We start from the raw sequence: 22,675 nt of genomic DNA on the forward strand, positions 1-22,675 counted from the left end.
TGCGCTCCCGATCCTGGATTTTCCGGCCATGCAGAAAGAAACCGAAATCAAACTCCGCGTCAGCCGCGAAACCCTCGCCGCCCTGCGCGAGCACCCGCTTCTGAAAAAACGCAACAAAAATGGCTGGGAACGCCGTGAGTTGATGAACCAGTACTTCGACACCCCCGAGCGCGACCTGGCCCAGGCCAAGGTCGCCCTGCGCCTGCGCAAGGACGGCGACGAAGTGATCCAGACCCTCAAGACCCGCGGCCAGAGCGTCGCCGGCCTGTCCGAGCGCAACGAGTACGACTGGCACCTGGCCAAGGCCAAGCTCGATGTGAAGAAGCTCGACGGCGAATGCTGGCCCGAGTCCCTCGCGGAACTGGACAAGAAAACCCTCAAGCCGATCTTCACCACCGATTTCGTCCGCGAGCGCGCCGAGATCGCCTGGGGCCGCGGCAAGGCCAAGGTGGTCATCGAAGCCGCCCTCGACCTGGGCCACGTGGTGGTCGGCAAACAGAAAGAAGAAATCTGCGAGCTGGAACTGGAACTGCGCGAAGGCGAACCCGCCGCGCTGCTGGAACTGGCCGCCGAACTGGCCGAGACCCTGGCCCTGATGCCGTGCGACATCAGCAAGGCCGAGCGCGGCTACCGCCTGTACGACGCCGGCAGCTACTCGCTGAGCCTGCCGGCGCCGCAACTGACCGCCGAGACCCCGCTCGACGACGCGTTCGCCGCCCTGGGCTGGCACCTGCTCGGCAGCAGCCAGCGGCTGGCCGAACAGTATCGCTTCAACGGCCACTGGCGCCTGCTGCAGGACTGGGTCGAACAATTGGCGGAACTGCGCGCCCTGCTCAGCAGCCTCGGCCAGGCCACGCCGCGACCGTCGACCCACGACCTGCGCGCGGCGCTCGACGCCCTGCTGGAAGACTGGCGCCCGCTGGTGCAGGCCGGCCTGGACGACGAAGACGTGCGCAAGGCCGCGCCGGAACAGTTCCTCGAAGAGCTGGAAGACCCGCGCTGGGGCCTGTTCTCGCTGAACGCCTCACGCTGGCTGCTGGCCCGCGGCTGGACCGCCCAACGCACCACCCGCGGCGACCGCCAGGGCTCGGCCCAGTTGCAGAGCTGGCTGCCTCGCCTCTTGAGTGAAGAAGCCGGTTCGCTGCAGTTGCAGCGCTACCAGCAGCAGCCGGAAGACCTGGCCGAACAGCTGCCGCGCATCGAGCGCATCCAGGTGTGGCTGCACCACGCGCGCGACGTGCTGGAGATCGCCGAAATGGATCGCCTGTACGGCGAACTGAACAAACTGGCGCAACTGGCCAACCAGCCGATCACCGACGAAGCGCTCGATGCCCGCAAGCATCAGGCGATCGCGGTCTATCAGAACCGCGCCTGGAAGACCCTGCTGCGCCTGTGATCCCGCCATCGCCGGCAGGCCCGCTCCCACAAATCCCCTGTGGGAGCGAGCCTGCTCGCGGTGAGGCTCTCCCCCTCGACGAAGACCCTCAGACCGGCAGACTGGTGGTCGACTTGATCTCCGACAGCGCCACGATCGAATTCACCTCCTGAATCCCCGGCACCAGCGACAGCTTCTCGAAGAAGAACCGCTCGTACGCCTCGATGTCCGCCGCGACGATGCGCAGCATGAAGTCCACCGCCCCCATCAGCACGTAACACTCCAGCACCTCCGGGAAGCCGCGGATCGCCTCGGTGAACTCGGTGAAGTTCGAGCGGCCGTGGGCGTTGAGCTTCACCTGGGCGAAGATCTGCGTGTTCAGGCCGATCTTCTTGCGGTCGAGCAAGGTCACCTGGCCGCGAATGATCCCCTCCTCCTTCATCCGCTGGATCCGCCGCCAGCAGGGTGACTGCGACAGCCCCACCTGTTCGGCGATCTGCGCGCTGGACAAGGAAGCGTCCGCTTGCAGCAGGGCGAGAATGCGCCGGTCGTAGCTGTCCAGCTCGCTGTGCATAAATAATCCTCACAATCATCGGATGCGAAATAGAACCTGTCGGCCAATCCGCCAATTTGCCCATCTTAGATAAGAAATGCCCGGCGCATCGTGCAAAAATTTCTCCACCGAATCCGGAGAGCCGCCATGCCCCACCTCGAAGCCGTGAACACCCCCTCGCCCCGCGCCGATGCGTGGAGCGCGCGCAACGCCCATTGCCTGGCGCAATACCGGATCCTCGCCGAAGCTGAACCGGATCTGCCGGTGCGCGTGCTGAACCTGTTCGCCCTGCAATGCCTGACGCCTGAACAGTTCAACCTGCAGCGGCTGGACGACCTGCTGTCGATCGACATCGTCATGGGCGGGCTGAGCTGGCACCGCGCCCAGGTGATCGCGCAGAAGCTGGGCAACCTGGTCAGCGTCTGTTCGGTCACGCTGCACAATGCCGATGCGGCGCGGACGGCACCGGTGCAGGCGGCTGGCTGAAAGATCCCGAAACGGCTTGCGCCCGGTAGTGGCCCAACGGTCTGCGGGGCCGCGGCTATCCTTTGGCGCACTGTCGTTCAAAAGGTGTCCGCATGTCCGTTCAACTCGCCGCTCAGGATCGCTGGCTGGATCTCAACGATGTCTTGCGTGAACTGGTGGCCCAGGGCTTCATCAGCCAGGACGCCGCCGAACAGGCGCTGAACGCGCGCCGCCGCCAAGGCGCCCACAACCCCCTGCACCCGCTGGAGTTCATCGCCGGCCAGCAGCTGGACGACCTCAGCCGCCCGGGCCGGCACCTGGACCTGGAAGGCCTGACCCTGTGGCTGGCCCAGCAGGCCGGCCAGCCGTACCTGCGCATCGACCCGTTGAAGATCAACGTGGCGGCCGTCATTCCGCTGATGTCCTACGCCTTCGCCCAGCGCCACAGGATCCTGGCGGTGGCCGTCGACCGCGACGCGGTGACCGTGGCCAGCGCCCAGCCCTACGTCCGGGGCTGGGAGGCCGACCTGACCCACGTGCTGAAGCTGCCGGTCAAGCGGGTGGTGGCCAACCCGGCGGACATCCAGCGCCTGAGCGTCGAGTTCTTCCGCCTGGCCAAGTCGGTCAGCGGCGCCAGCAGCGCCGACCAGCAGGGCGGCCACCTGGGCAACTTCGAACAGTTGCTCAACCTCGGCGCCAGCGACCAGGAGCCGGATGCCAACGACGCGCACATCGTCAACATCGTCGACTGGCTGTTCCAGTACGCGTTCCAGCAGCGGGCCAGCGACATCCACATCGAGCCGCGCCGCGAGCAAGGCACGGTGCGCTTTCGCATCGACGGCGTGCTGCACAACGTCTACCAGTTCCCGCCGCAGGTGACGATGGCCATCGTCAGCCGCCTCAAGAGCCTGGGCCGGATGAACGTCGCCGAAAAGCGCAAGCCCCAGGACGGCCGGGTCAAGACCAAGACCCCGGACGGCGGCGAGGTCGAGCTGCGCCTCTCGACCCTGCCCACGGCGTTCGGCGAGAAGATGGTCATGCGGATCTTCGACCCCGAAGTGCTGCTCAAGGACTTCGACCAGCTGGGCTTTTCCGCCGACGACCTGCGCCGCTGGCAGGACATGACCCGCCAGCCCAACGGCATCATCCTGGTGACCGGGCCCACCGGGTCGGGCAAGACCACCACGCTCTACACCACGCTCAAGAAGCTGGCGACGCCCCAGGTCAACCTCTGCACCATCGAAGACCCGATCGAGATGGTCGAGCCGGCGTTCAACCAGATGCAGGTGCAGCACAACATCGACCTGGGGTTCGCCGCCGGCGTGCGGGCGCTGATGCGGCAGGATCCTGACATCATCATGATCGGCGAGATCCGCGACCTGGAAACCGCCGAGATGGCGATCCAGGCCGCCCTCACCGGGCACCTGGTGCTGTCGACCCTGCACACCAACGACGCGCCCAGCGCCATCAGCCGCCTGCTGGAGCTCGGCGTGCCGCATTACCTGATCAAGGCCACGGTGCTCGGGGTCATGGCGCAGCGCCTGGTGCGCACCCTGTGCCCGCACTGCAAGGCGCCGCTCACCCTCGACGACGACGGCTGGCAGTCCCTGACCCGGCCATGGCAGGCGCCGCTGCCGGGCAACGCGCAACGCTCCGTCGGCTGCCTGGAATGCCGCGACACCGGTTACCACGGACGGGCCGGCGTCTACGAGATCATGCAACTGAGCGACGGCCTCAAGGCCCTGATCACCCCCGACACCGACCTCACGGCCATCCGGCGCCAAGCGTTCAAGGAAGGCATGCGCAGCCTGCGGCTGTCGGGGGCGCAGAAGGTCGCGGCGGGGCTGACGACCATCGAGGAAGTGCTGCGGGTGACGCCGCAGAGCGAGCAGCGCTAGCCGTCACGGAACTCGACCCGGGAGCGGCGATCCAACGGCACAGTCATCACCCCCCAGCGGAGTCATCCACCATGCGTCTCAAACTTGCTGTCGCCACCCTTGCCCTGCTGTCCCTTCCCGTTGGTTCAGCGATGGCCGACAGCTTTTGGCGTAACGTCATCTCGTCCGGCGCCACCACCGGCTCGACCTACCTGACCTTCAAGGACCACAAACTGATCGTCGCCGCCCAAGACGATGCCGGCAGCTTCGTCGCCAGCGAAGGCAGCATCCGCGGCCCGTACCTGGAAGCCGCGATGCAGAAGGTCCGCGCCGACAACCCGGGCCTGCAGGCGTCGGACATGGAACTGGCGAACGCGATCCTGGCGAAGAACGCCGTGGCTTCCGAGTAAGCCTTGCCCCACAGAAATGCCGCTCCCGGGAGCGGCATTTTTTTTGCCCGCGTTTCTGCGGGAACGACTGGGTGGGTTTCGCCCTGTGGAGCCTGGGCTGACGCCATCGCCAGCAGGCTGGCTCCCACAAAGTGCGCGGAGCGCATGCAGGATCTGCGGCCACCGCAAAGACCTGTGGGAGCTGCCTGCAAGCGATGTGGCCGGCACATCCAGCATCACCCGTGCCTGACCCACCGCCAGCGACCACAGGGGTTCAGCGGTAGTCGTCCACCGGCACGCACGCGCAGAACAGGTTCCGGTCGCCGTAGACATTGTCCACCCGGTTCACCGCCGGCCAGTACTTGTGCGCCCTGGTGTGCGCATCCGGGGTGATGCCCTGCTCGATGCTGTAGGGCCGTTCCCACACCCCGGTGATGTCCGCCAAGGTATGCGGCGCGTGCTTGAGCGGGTTGTCCTCGGCCGGCCAGTTGCCGTTCTGCACTTCGGTGATCTCTGCGCGGATGCTGAGCATGGCGCCGATGAACCGGTCCAGTTCGGCCTTCGACTCGCTCTCGGTCGGTTCGACCATCAGCGTGCCCGGCACCGGGAAGGACATGGTCGGCGCATGGAAACCGTAATCCATCAGACGCTTGGCGACGTCCTCCTCGCTGATGCCGGTGAGGGCCTTGAGCGGCCGCAGGTCGAGGATGCACTCGTGGGCCACCCGTTCGTTGCGGCCGGTGTACAGCACGGGAAAGGCGCCGGACAGGTGCCGGGCCAGGTAATTGGCCGCCAGGATCGCCACTTCGCTGGCGTCCGCCAGTTGCGGCCCCATCATGGCGATGTACATCCAGCTGATCGGCAGGATGCTCGCGCTGCCCCACGGCGCGGCGCTCACCGCGTCGTTCTGCGGTTGCGGGCCGTCGAGCGGCACCACCGGATGGTTGGCGACGAACGGCGCCAGGTGCGCCCGCACGCCGATCGGGCCCATGCCCGGCCCGCCGCCGCCGTGGGGAATGCAGAAGGTCTTGTGCAGGTTCATGTGCGACACGTCGGCGCCGATGTCCGCCGGCCGGGCCAGCCCGACCTGGGCGTTGAGGTTGGCGCCGTCCATGTACACCTGGCCGCCGTGCCGGTGGATCACTTCGCAGATCTCGCCGATGCCCTCCTCGTACACGCCGTGGGTCGAGGGGTAGGTCGCCATCAGGCAGGACAGCTTGTCCCCCGCCTCGGCCGCTTTGGCCTTGAGTTCATCCAGGTCGACGTTGCCGGCGTCGTCGCATTCGACGATCACCACCCGCATCCCCGCCATCTGCGCCGACGCCGGGTTGGTGCCATGGGCCGAGGACGGGATCAGGCAGATGTCGCGCCCGCCCTGCTGCCGGCTCTCGTGGTATTTGCGGATCGCCAGCAGCCCGGCGTATTCGCCCTGGGCGCCGGAGTTGGGCTGCATGCAGATCGCGTCGAACCCGGTGATCGCGCAGAGCCAACGCTCAAGCTCCTCGATCATCAGCGTGTAGCCGACTGCCTGCTCCCGGGGGGCGAACGGGTGCAGATGAGCGAACTGCGGCCAAGTGATCGGGATCATCTCGCTGGTGGCGTTGAGCTTCATGGTGCAGGAGCCCAGCGGGATCATCGACTGGTTGAGCGCCAGGTCCTTGTTCTCCAGCTGCTTGAGGTAGCGCAGCATCTCGGTTTCGCTGTGGTGGGCGTTGAACACCGGGTGGCGCAAGTACGGCGTGCTGCGCTGCAGGGCGTCAGGGATCCCGGACACCACGTTCTCCGCGTCGAGCGCCTCGACGCTCAGGCCGTGATCGGCCCCCAGCAGCACATCGAACAATTTCGCCACGGTCTGTTCGTCGCAGGTCTCGTCGAGGCTCAGGCCCAGCCGTCCGCGGCCGAGGATCCGCAGGTTGATCTGCGCGGCCTTGGCGCTTTCGATGATCGCGGTCTGCGCGCCGCCCACCTCCAGCGTGAGGGTGTCGAAAAAGTGGTCGTTGACCCGGTCGACGCCATGCCGGGCCAGACCGGCGGCGAGGATGCACGTCAGCCGGTGCACCCGCTGGGCGATCCGCTTGAGGCCCTCCGGCCCGTGGTACACCGCATAGAACCCGGCGATGTTGGCCAGCAGCACCTGGGCGGTGCAGATGTTCGAGTTGGCCTTCTCCCGGCGGATGTGCTGCTCGCGGGTCTGCAGGGCCATGCGCAGTGCGACGTTGCCGCGGGCGTCCTTCGACACCCCGATGATCCGCCCCGGCATCGCCCGCTTGTGCTCCTCGCGGGTGGCGAAGTACGCCGCGTGCGGGCCGCCGTAGCCCATCGGCACGCCGAAGCGCTGGCTGGAGCCGAACACCACGTCCGCGCCCAGTTCGCCCGGCGGGGTCAGCAACAGCAGGCTCAGCGGATCGGCGGCCACGCAGGCCAGCGCCTGCTGCGCGTGCAGGTGGTCGATCAGCGGCCGCAGGTCGCGGACTTCGCCGTGGGTGTCGGGGTACTGGAACAAGGCGCCGAACACCTGATGCTGCTTGAGGTTATCCACAGCCTCGACAATCAGCTCGAAACCGAAGCCTTCGGCCCGGGTGCGCACCACGGAAATCGTCTGCGGGTGGCAATTCTCGTCGACGAAGAACAGGTTGCTCCTGGACTTCGCCACCCGCTTGGCCAGCGCCATGGCCTCGGCGGCGGCGGTGGCTTCGTCGAGCAGCGAGGCGTTGGCCAGTTCCAGGCCGGTCAGGTCGATGATCAGTTGCTGGAAGTTGAGCAACGCTTCGAGCCGGCCCTGGGCGATCTCCGGCTGATACGGCGTGTAGGCGGTGTACCAGCCGGGGTTCTCCAGCACGTTGCGCAGGATGACGGCCGGGGTGACGGTGCCGTGGTAGCCCATGCCGATGAGGCTGGTCCAGACCTGGTTCTGCTCGGCGTACCCGCGCAGCTTCGCCAGGGCCGCCTGTTCGTCCAGCGCCGGCGGCAGATCCAGTTCACGGTTGAGGCGGATGCCCGGCGGCACCGTCTGCTCGATCAGTTCGACGCGGCTGCCCAGGCCCAGGCTGTCGAGCATCGCCTGCTGTTCGGCGGCATCGGGGCCCAGGTGGCGACGGAGGAAGGCCTGGGGGTCGCGTAACTGGCTCAAGGACGGCATCTTGGACATGACGGGCTCTCTTCTTGGCTGGCGCTCGGCGTCAATGCGACACGGTCAAACCAGCATAGCAGCCGATGCCGTCACGGACGGCTTGGCGCGACGCGCCGGGCAGGCGCATGCTGTGCAGCCTGCATCCGGCCCCACCAATGGACGACCGATCCCCATGAGCCAACCTCCGTTCCTGCCGTTCTCCAAACCTGTCATCGACGACGCCACCATCGCCGCTGTGGGCGATGTGCTGCGCTCGGGCTGGATCACCAGCGGGCCGAAGGTCCAGGCCTTCGAAGCGCAACTGTCAGACTACTTCGGCGGGCGCCCGGTGCGCACGTTCAACTCCGGCACCTGCACCATGGAGATCGCCCTGCGCATCGCCGGCATCGGCCCCGGGGACGAGGTGATCACCACGCCGATCTCCTGGGTGGCCACCGCCAACGTGATCCTGGAGGTCGGGGCGACACCGGTGTTCGCCGACATCGACCCGGTGACCCGCAACATCGACCTTGACCGGCTGGAAGCGGCGATCACCCCGCGCACCAAAGCGGTCATCCCGGTATACCTGGCCGGCTTGCCGGTGGACATGGAGCGCCTGTACGCCATCGCCCGCAGGCACAACCTGCGCATCGTCGAAGACGCCGCCCAGGCCCTGGGCTCCAGCTGGAACGGCCGGCGCATCGGCGCCACCGGGGATTTCGTGTCGTTCAGCTTTCAGGCGAACAAGAACGTCACCTGCGCCGAGGGCGGTTGCCTGGTGCTCAACACCCCCGAAGAGGCGCGGCTGGCGGAGAAGTACCGCTTGCAGGGCGTCACCCGCAACGGCTTCGACGGTCTGGACGTCGATGTGCTGGGCGGCAAGTTCAACATGACCGACGTGGCCGCCACCATCGGCCTGGGCCAGTTCGCCCACATCGAGGCCCTGACCGCGCACCGGCGCGAACTCGCCCGGCACTACTTCCGCTGCTTCGGCGACGACTTCGAAGCGACCTTCGGCGCACAGCTGCCCCCGGCGGACTTCGAGAACAGCAACTGGCACCTGTTCCAGCTGGTGCTGCCGGAACGCCAGGACGGGCAGCCGGCGCGGGCGACTTTCATGGAGCAGATGCAGGCCCTGGGCATCGGCATCGGCTACCACTACCCGCCGATCCACTTGCTGAGCCTGTACCGCGAGCGCAGCTTCAAGGAAGGCATGCTGCCGGTGGCGGAACGGGTCGGCCGGCTGATCGTGTCACTGCCGATGTTCACCGCCATGACCCTGGCGGACGTCGAACGCTCGGTGGCGGCGGTGAAGGCCGTGCTGCGCGGCGCCTGAACGGCGGGCATGAAAAAGCCCCGACGGATCGGGGCTTCGGGGTGTCGCGCTGGGGTTACTCGCCGATTTCCTTCTTGTAGGCGGCGGCGTCGAGCAGCTTGTCCAGCTCGGACTTGTCGCTTGGCTTGAGCTTGAAGATCCACGAGTCGTAAGGTTCTTCGTTCAGCAGCTCCGGCGAATCGGCCAGTTCTTCGTTGACCGCGATCACCTCGCCGCCCACCGGCGCATAGATGTCGGAGGCGGCTTTCACCGACTCGACGACGCCGGCCGCATCACCGGCGGCAAAGACCTTGCCCACTTCAGCCAGCTCAACGAACACCACGTCGCCCAGCGCAGCCTGGGCGTGGTCGCTAATGCCCACGGTGACGGTGCCGTCGGCTTCCAGGCGGGCCCATTCATGACTTTCGGCGTAACGCAGGTCGGCGGGGATATTGCTCATCTTCGGTGTCCTCAAGGATTAGGTCAGCGGTCGTACCCGCCGCAATAGATTAGATCAAGGTTTTGCCGTGGCGCACGAAGGTCGGCTTGACCACCCGCACCGGATACCATTTGCCGCGGATTTCCACTTCGGCGCGGTCGGCGGTCGCCATCGGCAGACGCGCCAGGGCGATCGACTTGCTCAGCGTAGGAGAGAAACTACCACTGGTGATCTCCCCTTCGCCAACATCGGCGATGCGCACCACCTGATGGGCGCGCAAAACGCCGCGCTCCTCCAGCACCAGGCCCACCAGTTTGTGCTGCACGCCGGCGGCCCTTTCGGCCTCCAGCGCATCGCGGCCGATGAAGCGGCGGGTGGCCGGCTCCCAGGCGATGCTCCAAGCCATGTTCGAGGCCAGCGGCGAAACGTCCTGGTGGATGTCCTGGCCGTACAGGTTCATGCCGGCCTCGACCCGCAGGGTGTCGCGGGCGCCCAGGCCTATGGGGGAAATGCCAGCGCCCACCAGGTCGTTGAAGAAACCCGGCGCCTCGGCGGCCGGCAGGACGATCTCCAGCCCGTCCTCGCCGGTGTAGCCGGTGCGGGCGATGAACCACTCGCCGTCGGCGCGACCTTCGAAGGGCTTGAGGTGATGGATCAGGTTGGCGCGGGACTGGCTCACCAGTTCAGCCACCTTGTGCCGGGCCTGCGGGCCCTGGATGGCGAGCATCGCCAGTTCGGGACGCTCGCGCAGGCGCACGTCGAGGCCGGGCAGGTGCGCCTGCATCCACTCCAGGTCCTGGTCGCGGGTGGAGGCGTTGACCACCAGACGGTAACCGTCGTCGAGGCGGTAGACGATCATGTCGTCGACGATGCCGCCGCGCTCGTTGAGCATGGCGCTGTACAACGCACGGCCGGGGCTGTGCAGGCGTTCGACGTCGTTGGCCAGCAGGTACTGGAGCCAGGCCTTGGCCTGGGGGCCGGTGACATCGAACACGGTCATGTGGGAAACATCGAACACCCCGCAATCGCGGCGCACCTCGTGGTGCTCCTCGACCTGCGAGCCGTAATGCAGTGGCATGTCCCAACCGCCAAAATCGACCATCTTCGCGCCGAGGGCGAGGTGAAGGTCATACAGAGGCGTACGCTGTCCCATGGGTTTCTCCTTCCGGGCGTGGCGAAGGCGCGGGCAGCCGCTGCACAGGATGAAAGCCTTGGAACACAAGGCCTTGAGCCGATCTCAGCAACTGTTTCTGTCAGACTGACCGCACCGAATGCCGCGCATTGTAGCCGCAAGGCACGGGGCTGGCACCTAGCCGTTTCGGTGGGCCGAACGGCGGATCAGGCCGATGACCGGCAACAGCCCGACCAGCACCAGGGTCAGCGCCGGCAACGACGCCCTCGCCCACTCGCCTTCGCTGGTCATCTCGAAGATCCGCACCGCCAGCGTGTCCCAGCCGAACGGGCGCATCAGCAAGGTCGCGGGCATTTCCTTGAGCACATCGACGAACACCAGCAGCGCTGCGCTCAACGTGCCCGGCAGCAACAGCGGCAGATACACTTTGAAAAACAACCGCGGCCCACCCACCCCGAGGCTACGTGCCGCTTCGGGCAAAGAAGGCCGTATACGCGCCAGGCTGCTTTCCAGCGGCCCGTAGGCCACCGCCATGAAGCGCACCAGGTACGCCAACAGCAACGCCGCCAGGCTGCCCAGCAGCAACGGCTTGCCCGCCCCGCCCAACCAGGCCGACAGCGGAATCACCAGCACCCGGTCCAGGTAACTGAAGGCCAGCATGATCGACACCGCCAGCACCGACCCGGGCAAGGCGTAGCCGAGGTTGGCGAGGCTGACGCCGGAGCGGATCGCCGGCGTCGGCGCCAGGCGCCGGGCGAAGGCCAGCAGCAGCGCCACACCGACGGTGATCAGCGCCGCCAGCGCCCCCAGGTAAAGCGTGTGCAGGATCAGTCCGGCGTAGCGCTCATCCAGGTCGAACCGCCCGCGCCGCCAGAACCACACCGCCAGTTGCAGCACCGGGATGACGAACGCGCAAGCGAACACCAGGACGCACCACCCGGTCGCCGCCCAGGCCTTGGGGCCTCGCAGGTGATACAGCGCCTTGACCCGCGGCCGCTCGTTGCCTGCCCGGTTGGCGCCGCGCGCACGGCGCTCGCCGTACAGCACCAGCATCACCGCCAGCAGCAACAGGCTGGCCAGCTGCGCCGCGCTCGACAGGCTGAAGAAGCCGTACCAGGTCTTGTAGATGGCGGTGGTGAAGGTGTCGAAGTTGAACACCGACACCGCGCCGAAATCCGCCAGGGTCTCCATCAGCGCCAGCGCCACGCCCGCGCCGATGGCCGGCCGCGCCATCGGCAGCGCCACCCGCCAGAACGCCTGCCACGGCGACTGGCCGAGCACCCGCGCCGCTTCCATCAGGCCCTTGCCCTGGGCCAGGAACGCGGTGCGCGCCAGCAGGTAGACGTAGGGATAGAAGACCAGCACCAGCACCACGATCACCCCGCCGGTGGAGCGCACCCGGGGCAGGCGCAGGCCGCTGCCGAACCACTCCCTCATCAACGTCTGCACGGGGCCGGCGAAGTCCAGCAGGCCGACGAACACGAACGCCAGCACGTAGGCCGGCACCGCGAACGGCAGCATCAGCGCCCAGTCGAGCCAGCGCCGGCCGGGGAACTCGCACAGGCTGGTGAGCCAGGCCAGGCTCACGCCCAACAGCGTCACGCCGACGCCGACGCCGAGCACCAGGGTCAGGGTGTTGCCCAACAGGCGCGGCATCTGGGTGTCCCACAGGTGCGACCAGATCTGCGCATCGACGCTCTGCCACGACAGCAGCAGGACGCTCAGGGGCAGCAGCACCAGCGCGGCGATGGCGAAGACGATGGGATACCAGCGGCGTTGGGCGGGGTGGGCCAAGTAAAGACTCTCGTTCAAATGACTGTGCCCACGCTCGGCGTGGGCACACATTCTGTGACGCGCTGCGTCACGCTTTCGGCGATGCGACGCAGGGTACGGGAATGGTCGGTATCAGTTCCAGCCGGCCCGGTCCATCATGCGGATCGCCTCGGCCTGGCGCTTGCCCGCCACTTCCACCGGCAGGGTGTCGGCCACGAACTGACCCCAGGCCGCCACTTCCTCGGACGGTTTCACCGCCGGGTTGGCCGGGAACTCCTGGTTCACGTCGGCGAAGATCTTCTGCGCCTCAGGCGTGGTCATCCACTCCACCAGCGCCTTGGCCGCTTCCGGGTGCGGCGCATGCTTGGTCAGGCCGATGCCCGACAGGTTGACGTGCACGCCGCGGTCCGCCTGGTTCGGCCAGAACAGCTTCACCGGCAGGTCAGGCTTCTGCTTGTGCAGGCGGCCGTAGTAGTAGGTGTTGACGATGCCCACGTCGCACTGGCCGGCGTTGATCGCCTCCAGCACCGCGACGTCGTCGGAGAACACGTCGGTGGACAGGTTGTTGACCCAGCCCTTGAGGATCTTCTCGGTCTTCTCGGCGCCGTGGGTCTCGATCATCGTGGCGGTCAGCGACTGGTTGTAGACCTTCTTCGCCGTGCGCAGGCACAGGCGGCCTTCCCAGTTCTTGTCGGCCAGGGCTTCGTAGGTGGTCAGTTCGCCCGGCTTCACCCGCTCGGTGGAGTAGGCGATGGTGCGGGCACGCAGGCTCAGGCCGGTCCAGGCATGGCTGGAGGCGCGGTACTGCTGCGGGATGTTGGCGTCGATGGCCTTCGAGGTGAACGGCTGGAGAATGCCCATCTGCTCGGCCTGCCAGAGGTTGCCGGCGTCGACGGTCAGCAGCAGGTCGGCGACGGCGTTGTCGCCTTCGGCCTTGATCCGCTGCATCAGCGGCGCTTCCTTGTCGGTGATGAACTTGATCTTCACTCCGGTCTTGGCGGTGTAGGCGTCGAACACCGGCTTGATCAGTTCGTCGATGCGCGAGGAGTAGACCACCACCTCGTCAGCGGCCTGGGCGGCGGTGCTGCCGATCAGGGTCAGGGCCAGTGCGGTCAGAAGACGCTTGGGTGCCAACATGGGAGCGGTCTCTCGGTCGGGAAAAGTGGGCCAAATGATAAGGACTCACATTTACCGACTCAATCGAACGCTGTTCGAAGGAGTTACCAGATGTTGCACAGCCCGGGATTCGCCATCACCCCGCATCCGGGTGGGAGCCCGCCTGCTGGCGATGGCGGCGGGTCAGCCGCCATCCCTTTCTCAGGCCTTGGCCAGGTCCGGCAAGTCCCCGGTCAGCCCCAGCGCCTGACGCACGAACAGTGCCTTGGCCTCCGGCATCTGCTCCACCATCTTCAGCCCGGTGTTGCGCAGCCAGCGCAGCGGCAGCGGATCGGCCTGGAACAGGCGCTCGAAGCCTTCCATCGCCGCCATCAGCGCCAGGTTGTGCGGCATTCGCCGGCGTTCGTAGCGGCTCAGCGTTTTCACGTCCGCCAGGCGTTCGCCGCGTTCGGCCGCCTGCAGCAGCACCTCGGCCAGCACGGCGGCGTCGAGGAAACCGAGGTTCACGCCCTGCCCGGCCAACGGGTGAATGGTGTGCGCCGCATCGCCGATCAGCGCCAGGCCTTCGGCCACGTAACGCTTGGCGTGCCGCTGGCGCAACGGCACGCACAGGCGTGGGTCGGCGCTGACGACCTCGCCCAGGCAGCCTTCGAACGCCCGCTCCAGCTCCCGGCAGAACGCCGTTTCATCCAGCGCCATCAGGCGCTCGGCCTCGCTTGGGGTGGTCGACCAGACGATCGAGCACCAGTCCTGCTGCCCGTCACGCTCAAGCGGCAGGAACGCCAGCGGGCCGTGGTCGGTGAAGCGCTGCCAGGCGGTCATCCGGTGCGGCTTGGCGCTGCGCACGCTGGTGACGATGGCATGGTGCATGTAATCCCATTCGCGGGTGGCGACGCCGGTCAGGCGGCGCACCGCCGAGTGGGCGCCGTCCGCCGCGATCACCAGCGGCGCGCGCAGGGTGCGGCCGTCGGCCAGGGTCAGCAGCCAGTCGTCGCCGGAGCGGCGCATCTGCTCCAGCCGGGCATTGGCCAGAAGGCCCAGGTCGCAGTCGTGCAGACGGTCGAGCAAGGCGTCCTGCACCACGCGGTTCTCGACGATGTGGCCGAGCACGCCGGCGTGCACGCTGCTGGCCGAGAAATGGATCTGCCCGGTGCCGCTGCCGTCCCAGACGTGCATGTCGGTGTAGGGGCTGGTGCGGCGCTGGACGATGCCGTCCCACACGCCCAGGCGCTCGAGGATGCGCTGGCTGGCCGCCGACAGGGCGCTGACCCGCGGTTCGAACGGCGCCTGCGCATCGAAGGGTTTGACGCTCAACGGGCTGCCGTCGAGCAGCAGGACTTCCAGCCCGCTGCCCTGCAACGCCAGCGCCAAGGCGCTGCCGACCATTCCGGCTCCGACAATCAGCAGATCTGCGCGCATTTCCATGCTTTAGGCCTGTCTCGCTTGCGGCTTGAGCCGCACGTAAAGGGTTTTTCCGACCCGCGCCACCAGGGTGCCGGCGCCGTCATGAATGTCGACCTGCAACTGCGGCAGGTACTTGTCGCCGTTGGCGGTCTGCCGGCGGACGTCGTCCAGCAGCGCGTCGTCGATGCTGAACCTTGCGAACACCGGGCCCTTGCCCGGTGAGATGAAATCGATGTCGGCGGCCTTGTCCCAGACGATGTAGCGCGGCCCGAGGTTCTCCATCAGCATCAGCATGAAGAACGGGTCGACCATCGAATACAGACTGCCGCCGAACTGGGTGCCGACGTAGTTGCGGTTGTGCCAGCCCAACCCCATCGACACCCGGATGTCGCGAAAGTCATCGCTGATGTGCCGCACCCGGACGCCGGCGCCCAGATACGGCGGGTAGAACGTCAGGAACCAGCGCATCAGCCGCGCCTTGCCGAAGCGGCGCATCAGCCACTTACGCATCCGGCCGCGTCCCCAGCCCCATGGCCTGGCGGGCGAACCAGCGCTTGGCCGGCGGCAGCAGATCGAGGCCGAGCAGGCCGATGTTGCGCCCCAGCGCCACCAAAGGCTGGGTGCTGCCGAACAGGCGAGTGACCTGGTCGGAGAAGCCCACGGTGAGGGTTTGATCCAGCCGTTGGCGTTCGCGGTAAGCCTGCAGCGTGGCGAAGTCACCCAACGGCTTGTCGCTGGCCAGCAGCGCGGCCGCCAGCGCATCGGCATCGCGCAAAGACAGGTTGAAGCCTTGCCCGGCGATCGGGTGCAGGCTGTGGGCGGCATTGCCGAGCACGGCCAAATGCGGGCGCACCTGCTCTTCGGCCTCCACCAGCGCCAGCGGGTACAGGTGCCGGGCGCCGACCTGCTTCAGGGTGCCGAGGCGATAGCCGAACACACCTTGCAGTTCGCTGAGGAAATCCCGCTCGCTGAGGCCGGTCAGGCGCTGCGCGTCCATCCCCAGCCGTGTCCAGACCAGTGCGCAGCGGTTGTCCGGCAGCGGCAGCAAGGCCATCGGGCCGTCATCGGTGAAGCGCTCGAAGGCCATGCCGTTGTGCGCTTCGCTCGGGGTGATGTTGGCGATCAGCGCGCTCTGGTTGTACGGACGCTTGCGCACGTTGATGCCCAACTGCTCGCGCAGGCCGGAGCGGCCGCCGTCGGCGAGCACCGCCAGGTCGCATTCGACCGTGGTCTCGTCGTTGAGGGTCAGGCGGTAACCGTCGGGCAAAGGCTCCAGGCGCGTGACCTCCGCCGGGCAGCGCCAGCTGATCACGTCCTTGTCCAGGTGCTGCCACAGGCACTGGCCGAGCCAGGCGTTCTCCACCACGTAACCGAGGGCCGGCACACCCTCCTCCATCGCCGACAGGCGGGCGGTGGAGAAGCGTCCGCGGTCGGACACATGGATCTGCTTGATCGGCTCGGCGCGGCGGGAGATCTCCTGCCACACGCCCAGCCGCTGATAGATCTGCCGCGAGCCGAACGACAGCGCCGACGACCGGGCGTCGTAGCTCGGCTGCCAGGTGTCGCCGGGGGCGAACGGTTCGATCAGCACGATTTTCCAGCCCCGGGCCTTGGCTCCGGCCTGCAGGGCCAACGCCAGGCTGGCGCCGACCAGGCCGCCGCCGATGATCGCCAGATTGACCCGGCTCATGCCGCGTCCGCCCGGGCCTGCGCCATCAGGGCCTCGATCTCGGCGACGGTCTTCGGCACGCCGCCGGTCAGGATTTCACAACCGTTCTTGGTCACCACCACGTCGTCCTCGATGCGCACGCCGATGCCGCGCCATTTCTTCGCCACGTTCAGATTGTCCGGGGCGATGTAGATGCCCGGTTCCACGGTCAGCGCCATGCCGACCTCCAGCACCCGCCATTCGCCGCCGACCTTGTACTCGCCGACGTCGTGCACATCCATGCCCAGCCAATGCCCGGCGCGGTGCATATAGAAGGCCTTGTAAGCTTCGGACGCGATGAGCTCGTCGACCTCGCCCTGCAACAGTCCCAGCTCCACCAGCCCGGCGGTGATCACCCGCACCGTGGCTTCGTGCGCCTGGTTCCAGTGCCGGTTCGGGGCGATTTGCGCGAACGCGGCTTCCTGGGAGGCCAGCACCAGCTCGTAGATCGCCTTCTGCTCGGCGGAAAACTTGCCGTTGACCGGCCAGGTGCGGGTGATGTCGCTGGCGTAGCAGTCGATCTCGCAGCCGGCGTCGATCAGCACCAGGTCGCCGTCCTTGAGCAGCGCATCGTTCTGCTGGTAATGCAGGATGCAGCCGTTGCGCCCGGCGGCGACGATCGAGCCGTAGGCCGGCATCTTCGCCCCGCCCTTGCGGAACTCGTAATCGAGCTCGGCTTCCAGGCTGTACTCGTGCAGGCCGGGCCGGCCTGCCCGCATCGCCCGGATGTGGGCCTGGGCCGAGATCCGCGCGGCCTCGCGCATCACCTTCACTTCCGCCGCCGATTTATACAGGCGCATGTCGTGCAGCAGGTGATCCAGGGCAACGAATTCGTTCGGCGGCTGGGCGCCGAGGTGGGCCTTGGAGCGGATCACGTTGATCCAGTCCATCAGGTGCCGGTCGAACTCCGGGTTGCTGCCCATGGCCGTGTACACCCGGTCGCGGCCTTCGATCAGGCCCGGCAGGATGTCGTCGATGTCGGTGATGGGGAACGCGTCGTCGGCGCCGTAGTCGCGGACCGCGCCTTCCTGGCCGGCGCGCAGGCCGTCCCACAGCTCGCGCTCGGGGTTGCGCTCACGGCAGAACAGCACGTATTCGCCGTGCTCGCGGCCGGGCATCAGGACGATCACGGCCTGGGGCTCGGGGAAGCCGCTCAGGTACTGGAAATCGCTGTCCTGGCGGTACACGTGCTCGACGTCGCGGTTGCGGATGGCCACCGCGGCGGCGGGCAGGATGGCGATGCTGTTGGGTTCCATCTGCGCCATCAACGCCTTGCGGCGACGGCCGTACTCCGCTTTCGGGATATGGATCATGGGCAGACGGACGTCCCTGTTCGGCGATCAGTGCAGAGAAGGCTTGGCGGCCGGTGCGCCAACCTGCTTGTTGGTTTCGGTGAACAGCAAGAGCGGAGCGACCCGCAGGTACTCCATGACTTCCATGTAGTCGCTCTCGCCGTCTTCGGAGTCTTCCAGCGCATCCTGAACCTGGGAGATCGCGACCAGATCCTGCAGCACTTCAGTGGCTTCGGTGCTCAGGCTGCTGCGGTCGGGCGAGTTCTGGCCGAAACCGGAAATGAAGCCCTGGCACCACTGGCCCAGCGCGGCGGCGCGTTCGGCCAGCGGCGCGTCGTCGGTCGGCAGCAGCAGGACCACGGCCATGTCTTCGCCGGTCAGTTCGCTCTTGACCATTTCCTGGAGGCCGATCAGGGCGTTGCGCACGTTGTCCCCAGGCTCGGTCTCGAGCAGGGAGGCCACGTCGCTCAGCCAGCCGTCGACGTCGAAGCCGGCGCCGGCGCAGCTGCGGCCGAGCAGCAGGCCGTGCAGTTCGGCGGGCGAGACGGGATGGCCACTGGCGCTCAGCAGGGTGGCGAAGGCTTGATAAGGGGAATTCTGAATGGGCATGGGCAGCTAGGCGCCAGACGGCGCTATGTCTAGAATGAAGGCCTTGTATCCTACATCGACAGACCCGCCAAGACCATTAAAGGCTGACCGCCAGCCAGGCGCCCGCCTCCGTCAGACACGAAATCAGTGGACACAATGGAAGACATCGACCTGCAAGCGCTGATGGCCAGACTCGAACTGCTGATTGACCGAGTCGAGCAACTTAAGAGGCAAAACGCACTCTTAACAGCTCAGGAAAAGACCTGGCGCGAGGAACGCGCGCATCTCATTGAAAAAAACGAAATCGCCCGGCGTAAGGTCGAATCGATGATTTCGCGTCTCAAGGCCCTGGAGCAAGACTCATGAGTTCAAGCAATAGCGTCACCGTGCAGATCCTCGACAAAGAGTATTCGATCATCTGCCCCCAGGAAGAGCGCAGCAACCTGATCAGCGCCGCCCGCTACCTGGACGGCAAGATGCGCGAGATCCGCAGCAGCGGCAAGGTCATCGGCGCCGACCGCATCGCCGTGATGGCCGCGCTGAACATCACCCACGACCTGCTGCACAAGGAAGACCGCCCGGCCCTGCAGGCCAGCGGCTCGACCCGCGAGCAGGTGCGCGACCTGCTCGAACGCGTCGATCTGGTGCTGGCCACCGATCCGGACGTCAGCAAGGGCTGATTCGCCGGGACGCTTGAGGTATACTCGCGGCACTCCCTGGGGTGCTTGCCAGTTGACGATGTCCCTGAGCCGATTTGCACTACCCTGGGGGTTGCACGTTGGGCTGGTGTGCATGTCCGCCAGACGGAAAGCCTTAAAGCCTACTGCATCCTCCACCTTGAACTCTCGGGTTCAAGGGCTAAGTCGACAGCGGCTCATCCGGGGAGCCTGATTCGAATCCGATGCCGGTGCATGCCGGCATCGGATTTTTTATGCGTACGTTTTCGCACCCCTTCGCCGAAGCCGAACCATGACCGAACCCGCGCCGCCGACCCGCCCCCAATTGCGCCGACAGCTGCGCAAGGCCCGCCGCTCGCTGACGCCGAGCCAGCAACGCGAGGCCGCCGAAGGCCTGTACCGGCAATTGGCGCAGCACCCGCAGTTCCGGCGCGCCAAGCATGTTTCCCTGTACCTGCCCACCGACGGCGAAATCGACCCGCGCCTGCTGCTGCGCGCCGCCCAGCGCCGGGGCAAGGCCACCTACCTGCCGGTGCTCAGCGCCTGGCCGCGGACCAAGATGGTGTTCCAGCGCATCCGCCCCGGCGAGAAGCTTGCGCCCAACCGTTTCCGCATCCTCGAACCGCGGATCAACCCGGCCCGCCAGCGCAGGATCTGGGCGCTGGACCTGGTGCTGTTGCCGTTGGTGGGGTTTGACGATGTCGGCGGACGCCTGGGGATGGGCGGCGGCTTCTACGACCGCAGCCTGGCCTACCTCGCTCGGCGCAAGAACTGGCGCAAGCCGGTGCTGCTGGGGCTGGCCCATGAATGTCAGAAAGTGGTGCGTCTGGCGCAGGCCAGCTGGGATGTGCCGTTGCAGGGCACGGTGACGGACAAGGCGTGGTACGTCGCAGAATAGACGCCGCGAGGGAAAAGGCAGCGTCGCAAGAAGGGGTTCAGCGCTTGAAGGCGGTCGACTGCTGGACCTGCTGCGCCACTTCGACCGGTGCGTCGGCCTTGTTGGCCCACAGGCTCTGCGCATAACCGGTGGTCACGACGCCGAGACCGAACAAGATCACCAATGTCCAAAGCAAATCCGGTTTGCGTTTCATCGATTGCCCCCCTCAAGGCACATCATCACGATGACAGCAGCGGTTTCCGTTCGTAGCCGTGCAGCAGCGTCAAGCTTTAAAGGCCGGCATTTTGCGACAACGTGAACCGCCGCGCAAACGCTGACGTCAACCGACCGTCGGTTTGTCATAAAATTGCCGACGACCTGCCCGACGACCCCTGCGAGGAGCAAGAACCATGGCCTATTGGCTGATGAAATCCGAACCCGACGAGCTCTCGATCAAAGGCCTGCAGCAGCTCGGCAAGGCGCGCTGGGACGGCGTGCGCAACTATCAGGCGCGCAATTTCCTGCGTTCCATGGCGGTCGGCGACCTGTTCTTCTTCTATCACTCCAGCTGCCCGGAGCCGGGCATTGCCGGGATCGGCCGGATCGTTCAGGCGGCCTACCCGGATCCGACGGCGCTGGAGCCGGAAAGCCACTACTACGACCCGAAGGCCACACCCGAGAAAAACGCCTGGAGCGCGATCGATGTGGAGCACGTCGAGACGTTCGCCCGGGTGCTCAAGCTCGATTACCTGAAGCAGCAGACCGCGCTGGCGGAAATGCCGCTGGTGCAGAAAGGCTCGCGGCTGTCGGTGATGCCGGTGACGCCGCAGCAGTGGGCGGCGGTGGTTGCGCTCAAGCCTTGAGCCGTTCGTCGGCGCAAAGAATGCCTTGCGATCGATGCTGCCCGGCGGCGCCTCGACTGGCGCCATCGCCAGCAGGCTGGCTCCCGCAGGGTATAGCGGATGAGCAGGATCTGCGTCACCACCAAAACCTTTGGGAGCTTGCCTGCAAGCGATGAGGCCGGCGCAGTCACCCCGTCATTTACTGAATGATCAGGTTGTTGAACAGCAGATCCTCGACCACCGGCTTGCCGGTTTCGTCGTTCATCACCTGCTGGGTCTGCTTCAACGCTTCCTGACGCAGCTTTTCCTTGGCTTCGAGGCTGTTCATGGTCTCGGTCGACTGCTGGGCGAACAGCGCCACCAGTTGATTGCGGATCAGCGGCTCGTTGGCCTTGACCAGCTTGGTCGATTCCTCGCCGGTCACGCGCAGCGCCACGTCGGCCTTGTAGACCTTCAGCTTCGGCGTGCCGTCCAGCCCGTAGTTGCCCACGAACGGCGGGCTCAGGGTGATGTAGTTGACCTTCGGCGCCTCGCCTTCTTTGGCTTCTTCGGCCAGCGCTGCCACAGGCAGAGACAGGGCCAGCAACAACATGATCCACGCTTTCACAATTCGCTCCTTATCCGGTTTGCGGCCTAGCATAACGGCCCGCCGCGCAAGCACAAGCTTATGGCGGACTATCAGGGCCGGGCATGCTCGTTGACCCGTCGACGGCCACACCTACACTTATCGGCCATCACTCCCAAAGGAATAGCCCTGATGAAAGCCGTGCTGTGCAAAGCCTTCGGCCCTGCCGAATCGCTGGTGCTGGAAGAGGTCGCCAGCCCTGCCCCGAAGAAGAACGAAATCCTGCTGGAGGTGCACGCCGCCGGGGTCAATTTCCCGGACACGCTGATCATCGAGGGCAAGTACCAGTTCAAGCCGCCCTTCCCGTTTTCGCCGGGCGGCGAAGCGGCCGGCGTGGTGCGTGAAGTCGGGGAGAAGGTCAGCCATCTCAAGGTCGGCGACCGGGTGATGGCGTTGACCGGTTGGGGCAGCTTCGCCGAGCAGGTCGCGGTGCCGGGCTACAACGCGCTGCCGATCCCGCCGTCGATGGACTTCAGGACGGCCGCCGCCTTCAGCATGACCTACGGCACCTCGATGCACGCCCTCACCCAGCGCGGCAACCTGCAACCGGGCGAAACCCTGCTGGTGCTCGGCGCGTCCGGCGGCGTCGGCCTGGCCGCCGTGGAAATCGGCAAGGCCCTGGGCGCCCGGGTGATCGCCGCCGCCAGCAGCGCCGAGAAGCTCGCGGTGGCCAAGGCCGCCGGCGCCGACGAACTGATCAACTACAGCGAAACCAGCCTCAAGGACGAGATCAAGCGCCTCACCGACGGCCAGGGCGCCGACGTGATCTACGACCCGGTCGGCGGCGACCTGTTCGACCAGGCCATCCGCGCCATCGCCTGGAACGGCCGCCTGCTGGTGGTGGGTTTCGCCAGCGGACGCATCCCTGAACTGCCGGTCAACCTCGCGCTGCTCAAGGGCGCTGCGGTGCTCGGCGTGTTCTGGGGCTCCTTCGCCCAACGCCAGCCCCAGGACAACGCCGCGAACTTCCAGCGACTGTTCGGCTGGTTCGCCGAAGGCAAGCTCAAGCCGCTGGTGTCGCAGGTGTATCCGCTGAGCGAGGCGGCGCAGGCGATCAATGACCTGGGCCAGCGCAAGGCGGTGGGCAAGGTGGTGGTGCAGGTGCGCTGAGCCGGCAAA

At 66.6% G+C, this 22,675-nt stretch carries 23 protein-coding genes and 1 other RNA gene; 11 read left to right on the plus strand and 13 right to left on the minus strand.

Going from position 1 to position 22,675, the window contains the following annotated elements:
* Positions 1 to 28: 28 nt before the first annotated feature.
* Positions 29 to 1,396 carry an inorganic triphosphatase gene (locus CAG33_RS04315; RefSeq protein WP_085637102.1) on the plus strand — a complete coding sequence of 456 codons (1,368 nt, stop codon included), beginning with the start codon at positions 29 to 31 and terminating at the stop codon, positions 1,394 to 1,396.
* Between the two features lie 88 nt (positions 1,397 to 1,484).
* Here CAG33_RS04315 and CAG33_RS04320 read toward each other — a convergent pair whose 3' ends face one another.
* Positions 1,485 to 1,949 carry an Lrp/AsnC family transcriptional regulator gene (locus tag CAG33_RS04320; protein WP_085581042.1) on the minus strand — a complete coding sequence of 155 codons (465 nt, stop codon included), beginning with the start codon at positions 1,947 to 1,949 and terminating at the stop codon, positions 1,485 to 1,487.
* Positions 1,950 to 2,075: 126 nt separating this feature from the next.
* Between CAG33_RS04320 and CAG33_RS04325 the strand changes: the two genes are divergently transcribed.
* From CAG33_RS04325 to CAG33_RS04335, 3 genes are all read left to right on the plus strand, one after another.
* Complete coding sequence (locus CAG33_RS04325) at positions 2,076 to 2,414, plus strand: hypothetical protein (protein ID WP_085581044.1); 339 nt, start codon at positions 2,076 to 2,078, stop codon at positions 2,412 to 2,414.
* Between the two features lie 92 nt (positions 2,415 to 2,506).
* A complete protein-coding gene (locus tag CAG33_RS04330; protein WP_085581046.1) occupies positions 2,507 to 4,291 on the plus strand; it encodes a GspE/PulE family protein in 1,785 nt (594 codons plus the stop codon).
* Positions 4,292 to 4,362: 71 nt separating this feature from the next.
* On the plus strand, positions 4,363 to 4,680 hold the full coding sequence (locus tag CAG33_RS04335) for a DUF2388 domain-containing protein (RefSeq protein WP_085581048.1): 318 nt from the start codon (positions 4,363 to 4,365) through the stop codon (positions 4,678 to 4,680).
* A gap of 253 nt (positions 4,681 to 4,933) precedes the next feature.
* On the opposite strand, the gene gcvP is transcribed toward CAG33_RS04335, so the two are convergent.
* Positions 4,934 to 7,807 (minus strand): aminomethyl-transferring glycine dehydrogenase, encoded by a 2,874-nt coding sequence (gene gcvP / locus CAG33_RS04340; RefSeq protein ID WP_085637105.1) that lies wholly within the window; start codon positions 7,805 to 7,807, stop codon positions 4,934 to 4,936.
* A 154-nt stretch (positions 7,808 to 7,961) separates the two neighbouring features.
* Between gcvP and CAG33_RS04345 the strand changes: the two genes are divergently transcribed.
* Positions 7,962 to 9,104, plus strand: a complete 1,143-nt coding sequence (locus CAG33_RS04345; RefSeq protein WP_085630135.1) for a DegT/DnrJ/EryC1/StrS aminotransferase family protein — start codon at positions 7,962 to 7,964, stop codon at positions 9,102 to 9,104.
* Between the two features lie 55 nt (positions 9,105 to 9,159).
* Here CAG33_RS04345 and gcvH read toward each other — a convergent pair whose 3' ends face one another.
* The 9 genes from gcvH to CAG33_RS04390 form a co-directional block, all read right to left on the minus strand.
* Positions 9,160 to 9,543, minus strand: coding sequence for a glycine cleavage system protein GcvH (gcvH, locus tag CAG33_RS04350; RefSeq protein ID WP_085581054.1), 384 nt, complete (start codon positions 9,541 to 9,543; stop codon positions 9,160 to 9,162).
* A 49-nt stretch (positions 9,544 to 9,592) separates the two neighbouring features.
* Positions 9,593 to 10,675 (minus strand): glycine cleavage system aminomethyltransferase GcvT, encoded by a 1,083-nt coding sequence (gene gcvT / locus CAG33_RS04355; RefSeq protein ID WP_085581056.1) that lies wholly within the window; start codon positions 10,673 to 10,675, stop codon positions 9,593 to 9,595.
* Positions 10,676 to 10,831: 156 nt separating this feature from the next.
* On the minus strand, positions 10,832 to 12,448 hold the full coding sequence (locus tag CAG33_RS04360; protein WP_085630137.1) for an iron ABC transporter permease: 1,617 nt from the start codon (positions 12,446 to 12,448) through the stop codon (positions 10,832 to 10,834).
* A gap of 111 nt (positions 12,449 to 12,559) precedes the next feature.
* Positions 12,560 to 13,564 carry an extracellular solute-binding protein gene (locus CAG33_RS04365; protein ID WP_085581060.1) on the minus strand — a complete coding sequence of 335 codons (1,005 nt, stop codon included), beginning with the start codon at positions 13,562 to 13,564 and terminating at the stop codon, positions 12,560 to 12,562.
* Between the two features lie 180 nt (positions 13,565 to 13,744).
* Entirely contained in the window at positions 13,745 to 14,962 is a 1,218-nt protein-coding gene (locus tag CAG33_RS04370; protein WP_170929955.1) for a 2-octaprenyl-3-methyl-6-methoxy-1,4-benzoquinol hydroxylase, read from the minus strand.
* A 9-nt stretch (positions 14,963 to 14,971) separates the two neighbouring features.
* A complete protein-coding gene (locus CAG33_RS04375) occupies positions 14,972 to 15,457 on the minus strand; it encodes a DUF4442 domain-containing protein (protein WP_085581064.1) in 486 nt (161 codons plus the stop codon).
* Complete coding sequence (gene ubiH / locus CAG33_RS04380; protein ID WP_085581066.1) at positions 15,450 to 16,637, minus strand: 2-octaprenyl-6-methoxyphenyl hydroxylase; 1,188 nt, start codon at positions 16,635 to 16,637, stop codon at positions 15,450 to 15,452. The genes CAG33_RS04375 and ubiH overlap by 8 nt, the downstream gene beginning before the upstream one ends.
* Positions 16,634 to 17,968: a Xaa-Pro aminopeptidase gene (gene pepP, locus CAG33_RS04385; RefSeq protein ID WP_085581068.1), complete on the minus strand. Its 1,335-nt coding sequence runs from the start codon at positions 17,966 to 17,968 to the stop codon at positions 16,634 to 16,636. The genes ubiH and pepP overlap by 4 nt, the downstream gene beginning before the upstream one ends.
* 27 nt (positions 17,969 to 17,995) lie before the next feature.
* Complete coding sequence (locus CAG33_RS04390) at positions 17,996 to 18,556, minus strand: YecA family protein (RefSeq protein WP_085581070.1); 561 nt, start codon at positions 18,554 to 18,556, stop codon at positions 17,996 to 17,998.
* 135 nt (positions 18,557 to 18,691) lie between these two features.
* Between CAG33_RS04390 and CAG33_RS04395 the strand changes: the two genes are divergently transcribed.
* From CAG33_RS04395 to CAG33_RS04410, 4 genes are all read left to right on the plus strand, one after another.
* Complete coding sequence (locus tag CAG33_RS04395; RefSeq protein WP_085581072.1) at positions 18,692 to 18,901, plus strand: TIGR02449 family protein; 210 nt, start codon at positions 18,692 to 18,694, stop codon at positions 18,899 to 18,901.
* A complete protein-coding gene (locus CAG33_RS04400) occupies positions 18,898 to 19,215 on the plus strand; it encodes a cell division protein ZapA (RefSeq protein ID WP_085581074.1) in 318 nt (105 codons plus the stop codon). The genes CAG33_RS04395 and CAG33_RS04400 overlap by 4 nt, the downstream gene beginning before the upstream one ends.
* A gap of 30 nt (positions 19,216 to 19,245) precedes the next feature.
* Positions 19,246 to 19,424: non-coding RNA, 6S RNA (gene ssrS / locus CAG33_RS04405), on the plus strand.
* Positions 19,425 to 19,504: 80 nt separating this feature from the next.
* Positions 19,505 to 20,110 carry a 5-formyltetrahydrofolate cyclo-ligase gene (locus CAG33_RS04410; protein WP_085637108.1) on the plus strand — a complete coding sequence of 202 codons (606 nt, stop codon included), beginning with the start codon at positions 19,505 to 19,507 and terminating at the stop codon, positions 20,108 to 20,110.
* A 37-nt stretch (positions 20,111 to 20,147) separates the two neighbouring features.
* Here the strand turns inward: CAG33_RS04410 and CAG33_RS28465 are convergent, their stop codons facing one another.
* A complete protein-coding gene (locus tag CAG33_RS28465) occupies positions 20,148 to 20,303 on the minus strand; it encodes a hypothetical protein (RefSeq protein WP_170929950.1) in 156 nt (51 codons plus the stop codon).
* A gap of 196 nt (positions 20,304 to 20,499) precedes the next feature.
* On the opposite strand from CAG33_RS28465, the gene CAG33_RS04415 reads away from it, so the two are divergent.
* Positions 20,500 to 20,952 (plus strand): EVE domain-containing protein, encoded by a 453-nt coding sequence (locus CAG33_RS04415; RefSeq protein WP_085581078.1) that lies wholly within the window; start codon positions 20,500 to 20,502, stop codon positions 20,950 to 20,952.
* 178 nt (positions 20,953 to 21,130) lie between these two features.
* On the opposite strand, the gene CAG33_RS04420 is transcribed toward CAG33_RS04415, so the two are convergent.
* Positions 21,131 to 21,538: a flagellar basal body-associated protein FliL gene (locus tag CAG33_RS04420; protein WP_085581080.1), complete on the minus strand. Its 408-nt coding sequence runs from the start codon at positions 21,536 to 21,538 to the stop codon at positions 21,131 to 21,133.
* 150 nt (positions 21,539 to 21,688) lie between these two features.
* Between CAG33_RS04420 and CAG33_RS04425 the strand changes: the two genes are divergently transcribed.
* A complete protein-coding gene (locus CAG33_RS04425) occupies positions 21,689 to 22,666 on the plus strand; it encodes an NADPH:quinone oxidoreductase family protein (protein WP_085581082.1) in 978 nt (325 codons plus the stop codon).
* Positions 22,667 to 22,675: the final 9 nt, after the last annotated feature.

It is taken from the genome of Pseudomonas sp. B3(2017) (assembly GCF_002113595.1).
Lineage (GTDB): Bacteria > Pseudomonadota > Gammaproteobacteria > Pseudomonadales > Pseudomonadaceae > Aquipseudomonas > Aquipseudomonas ekonensis.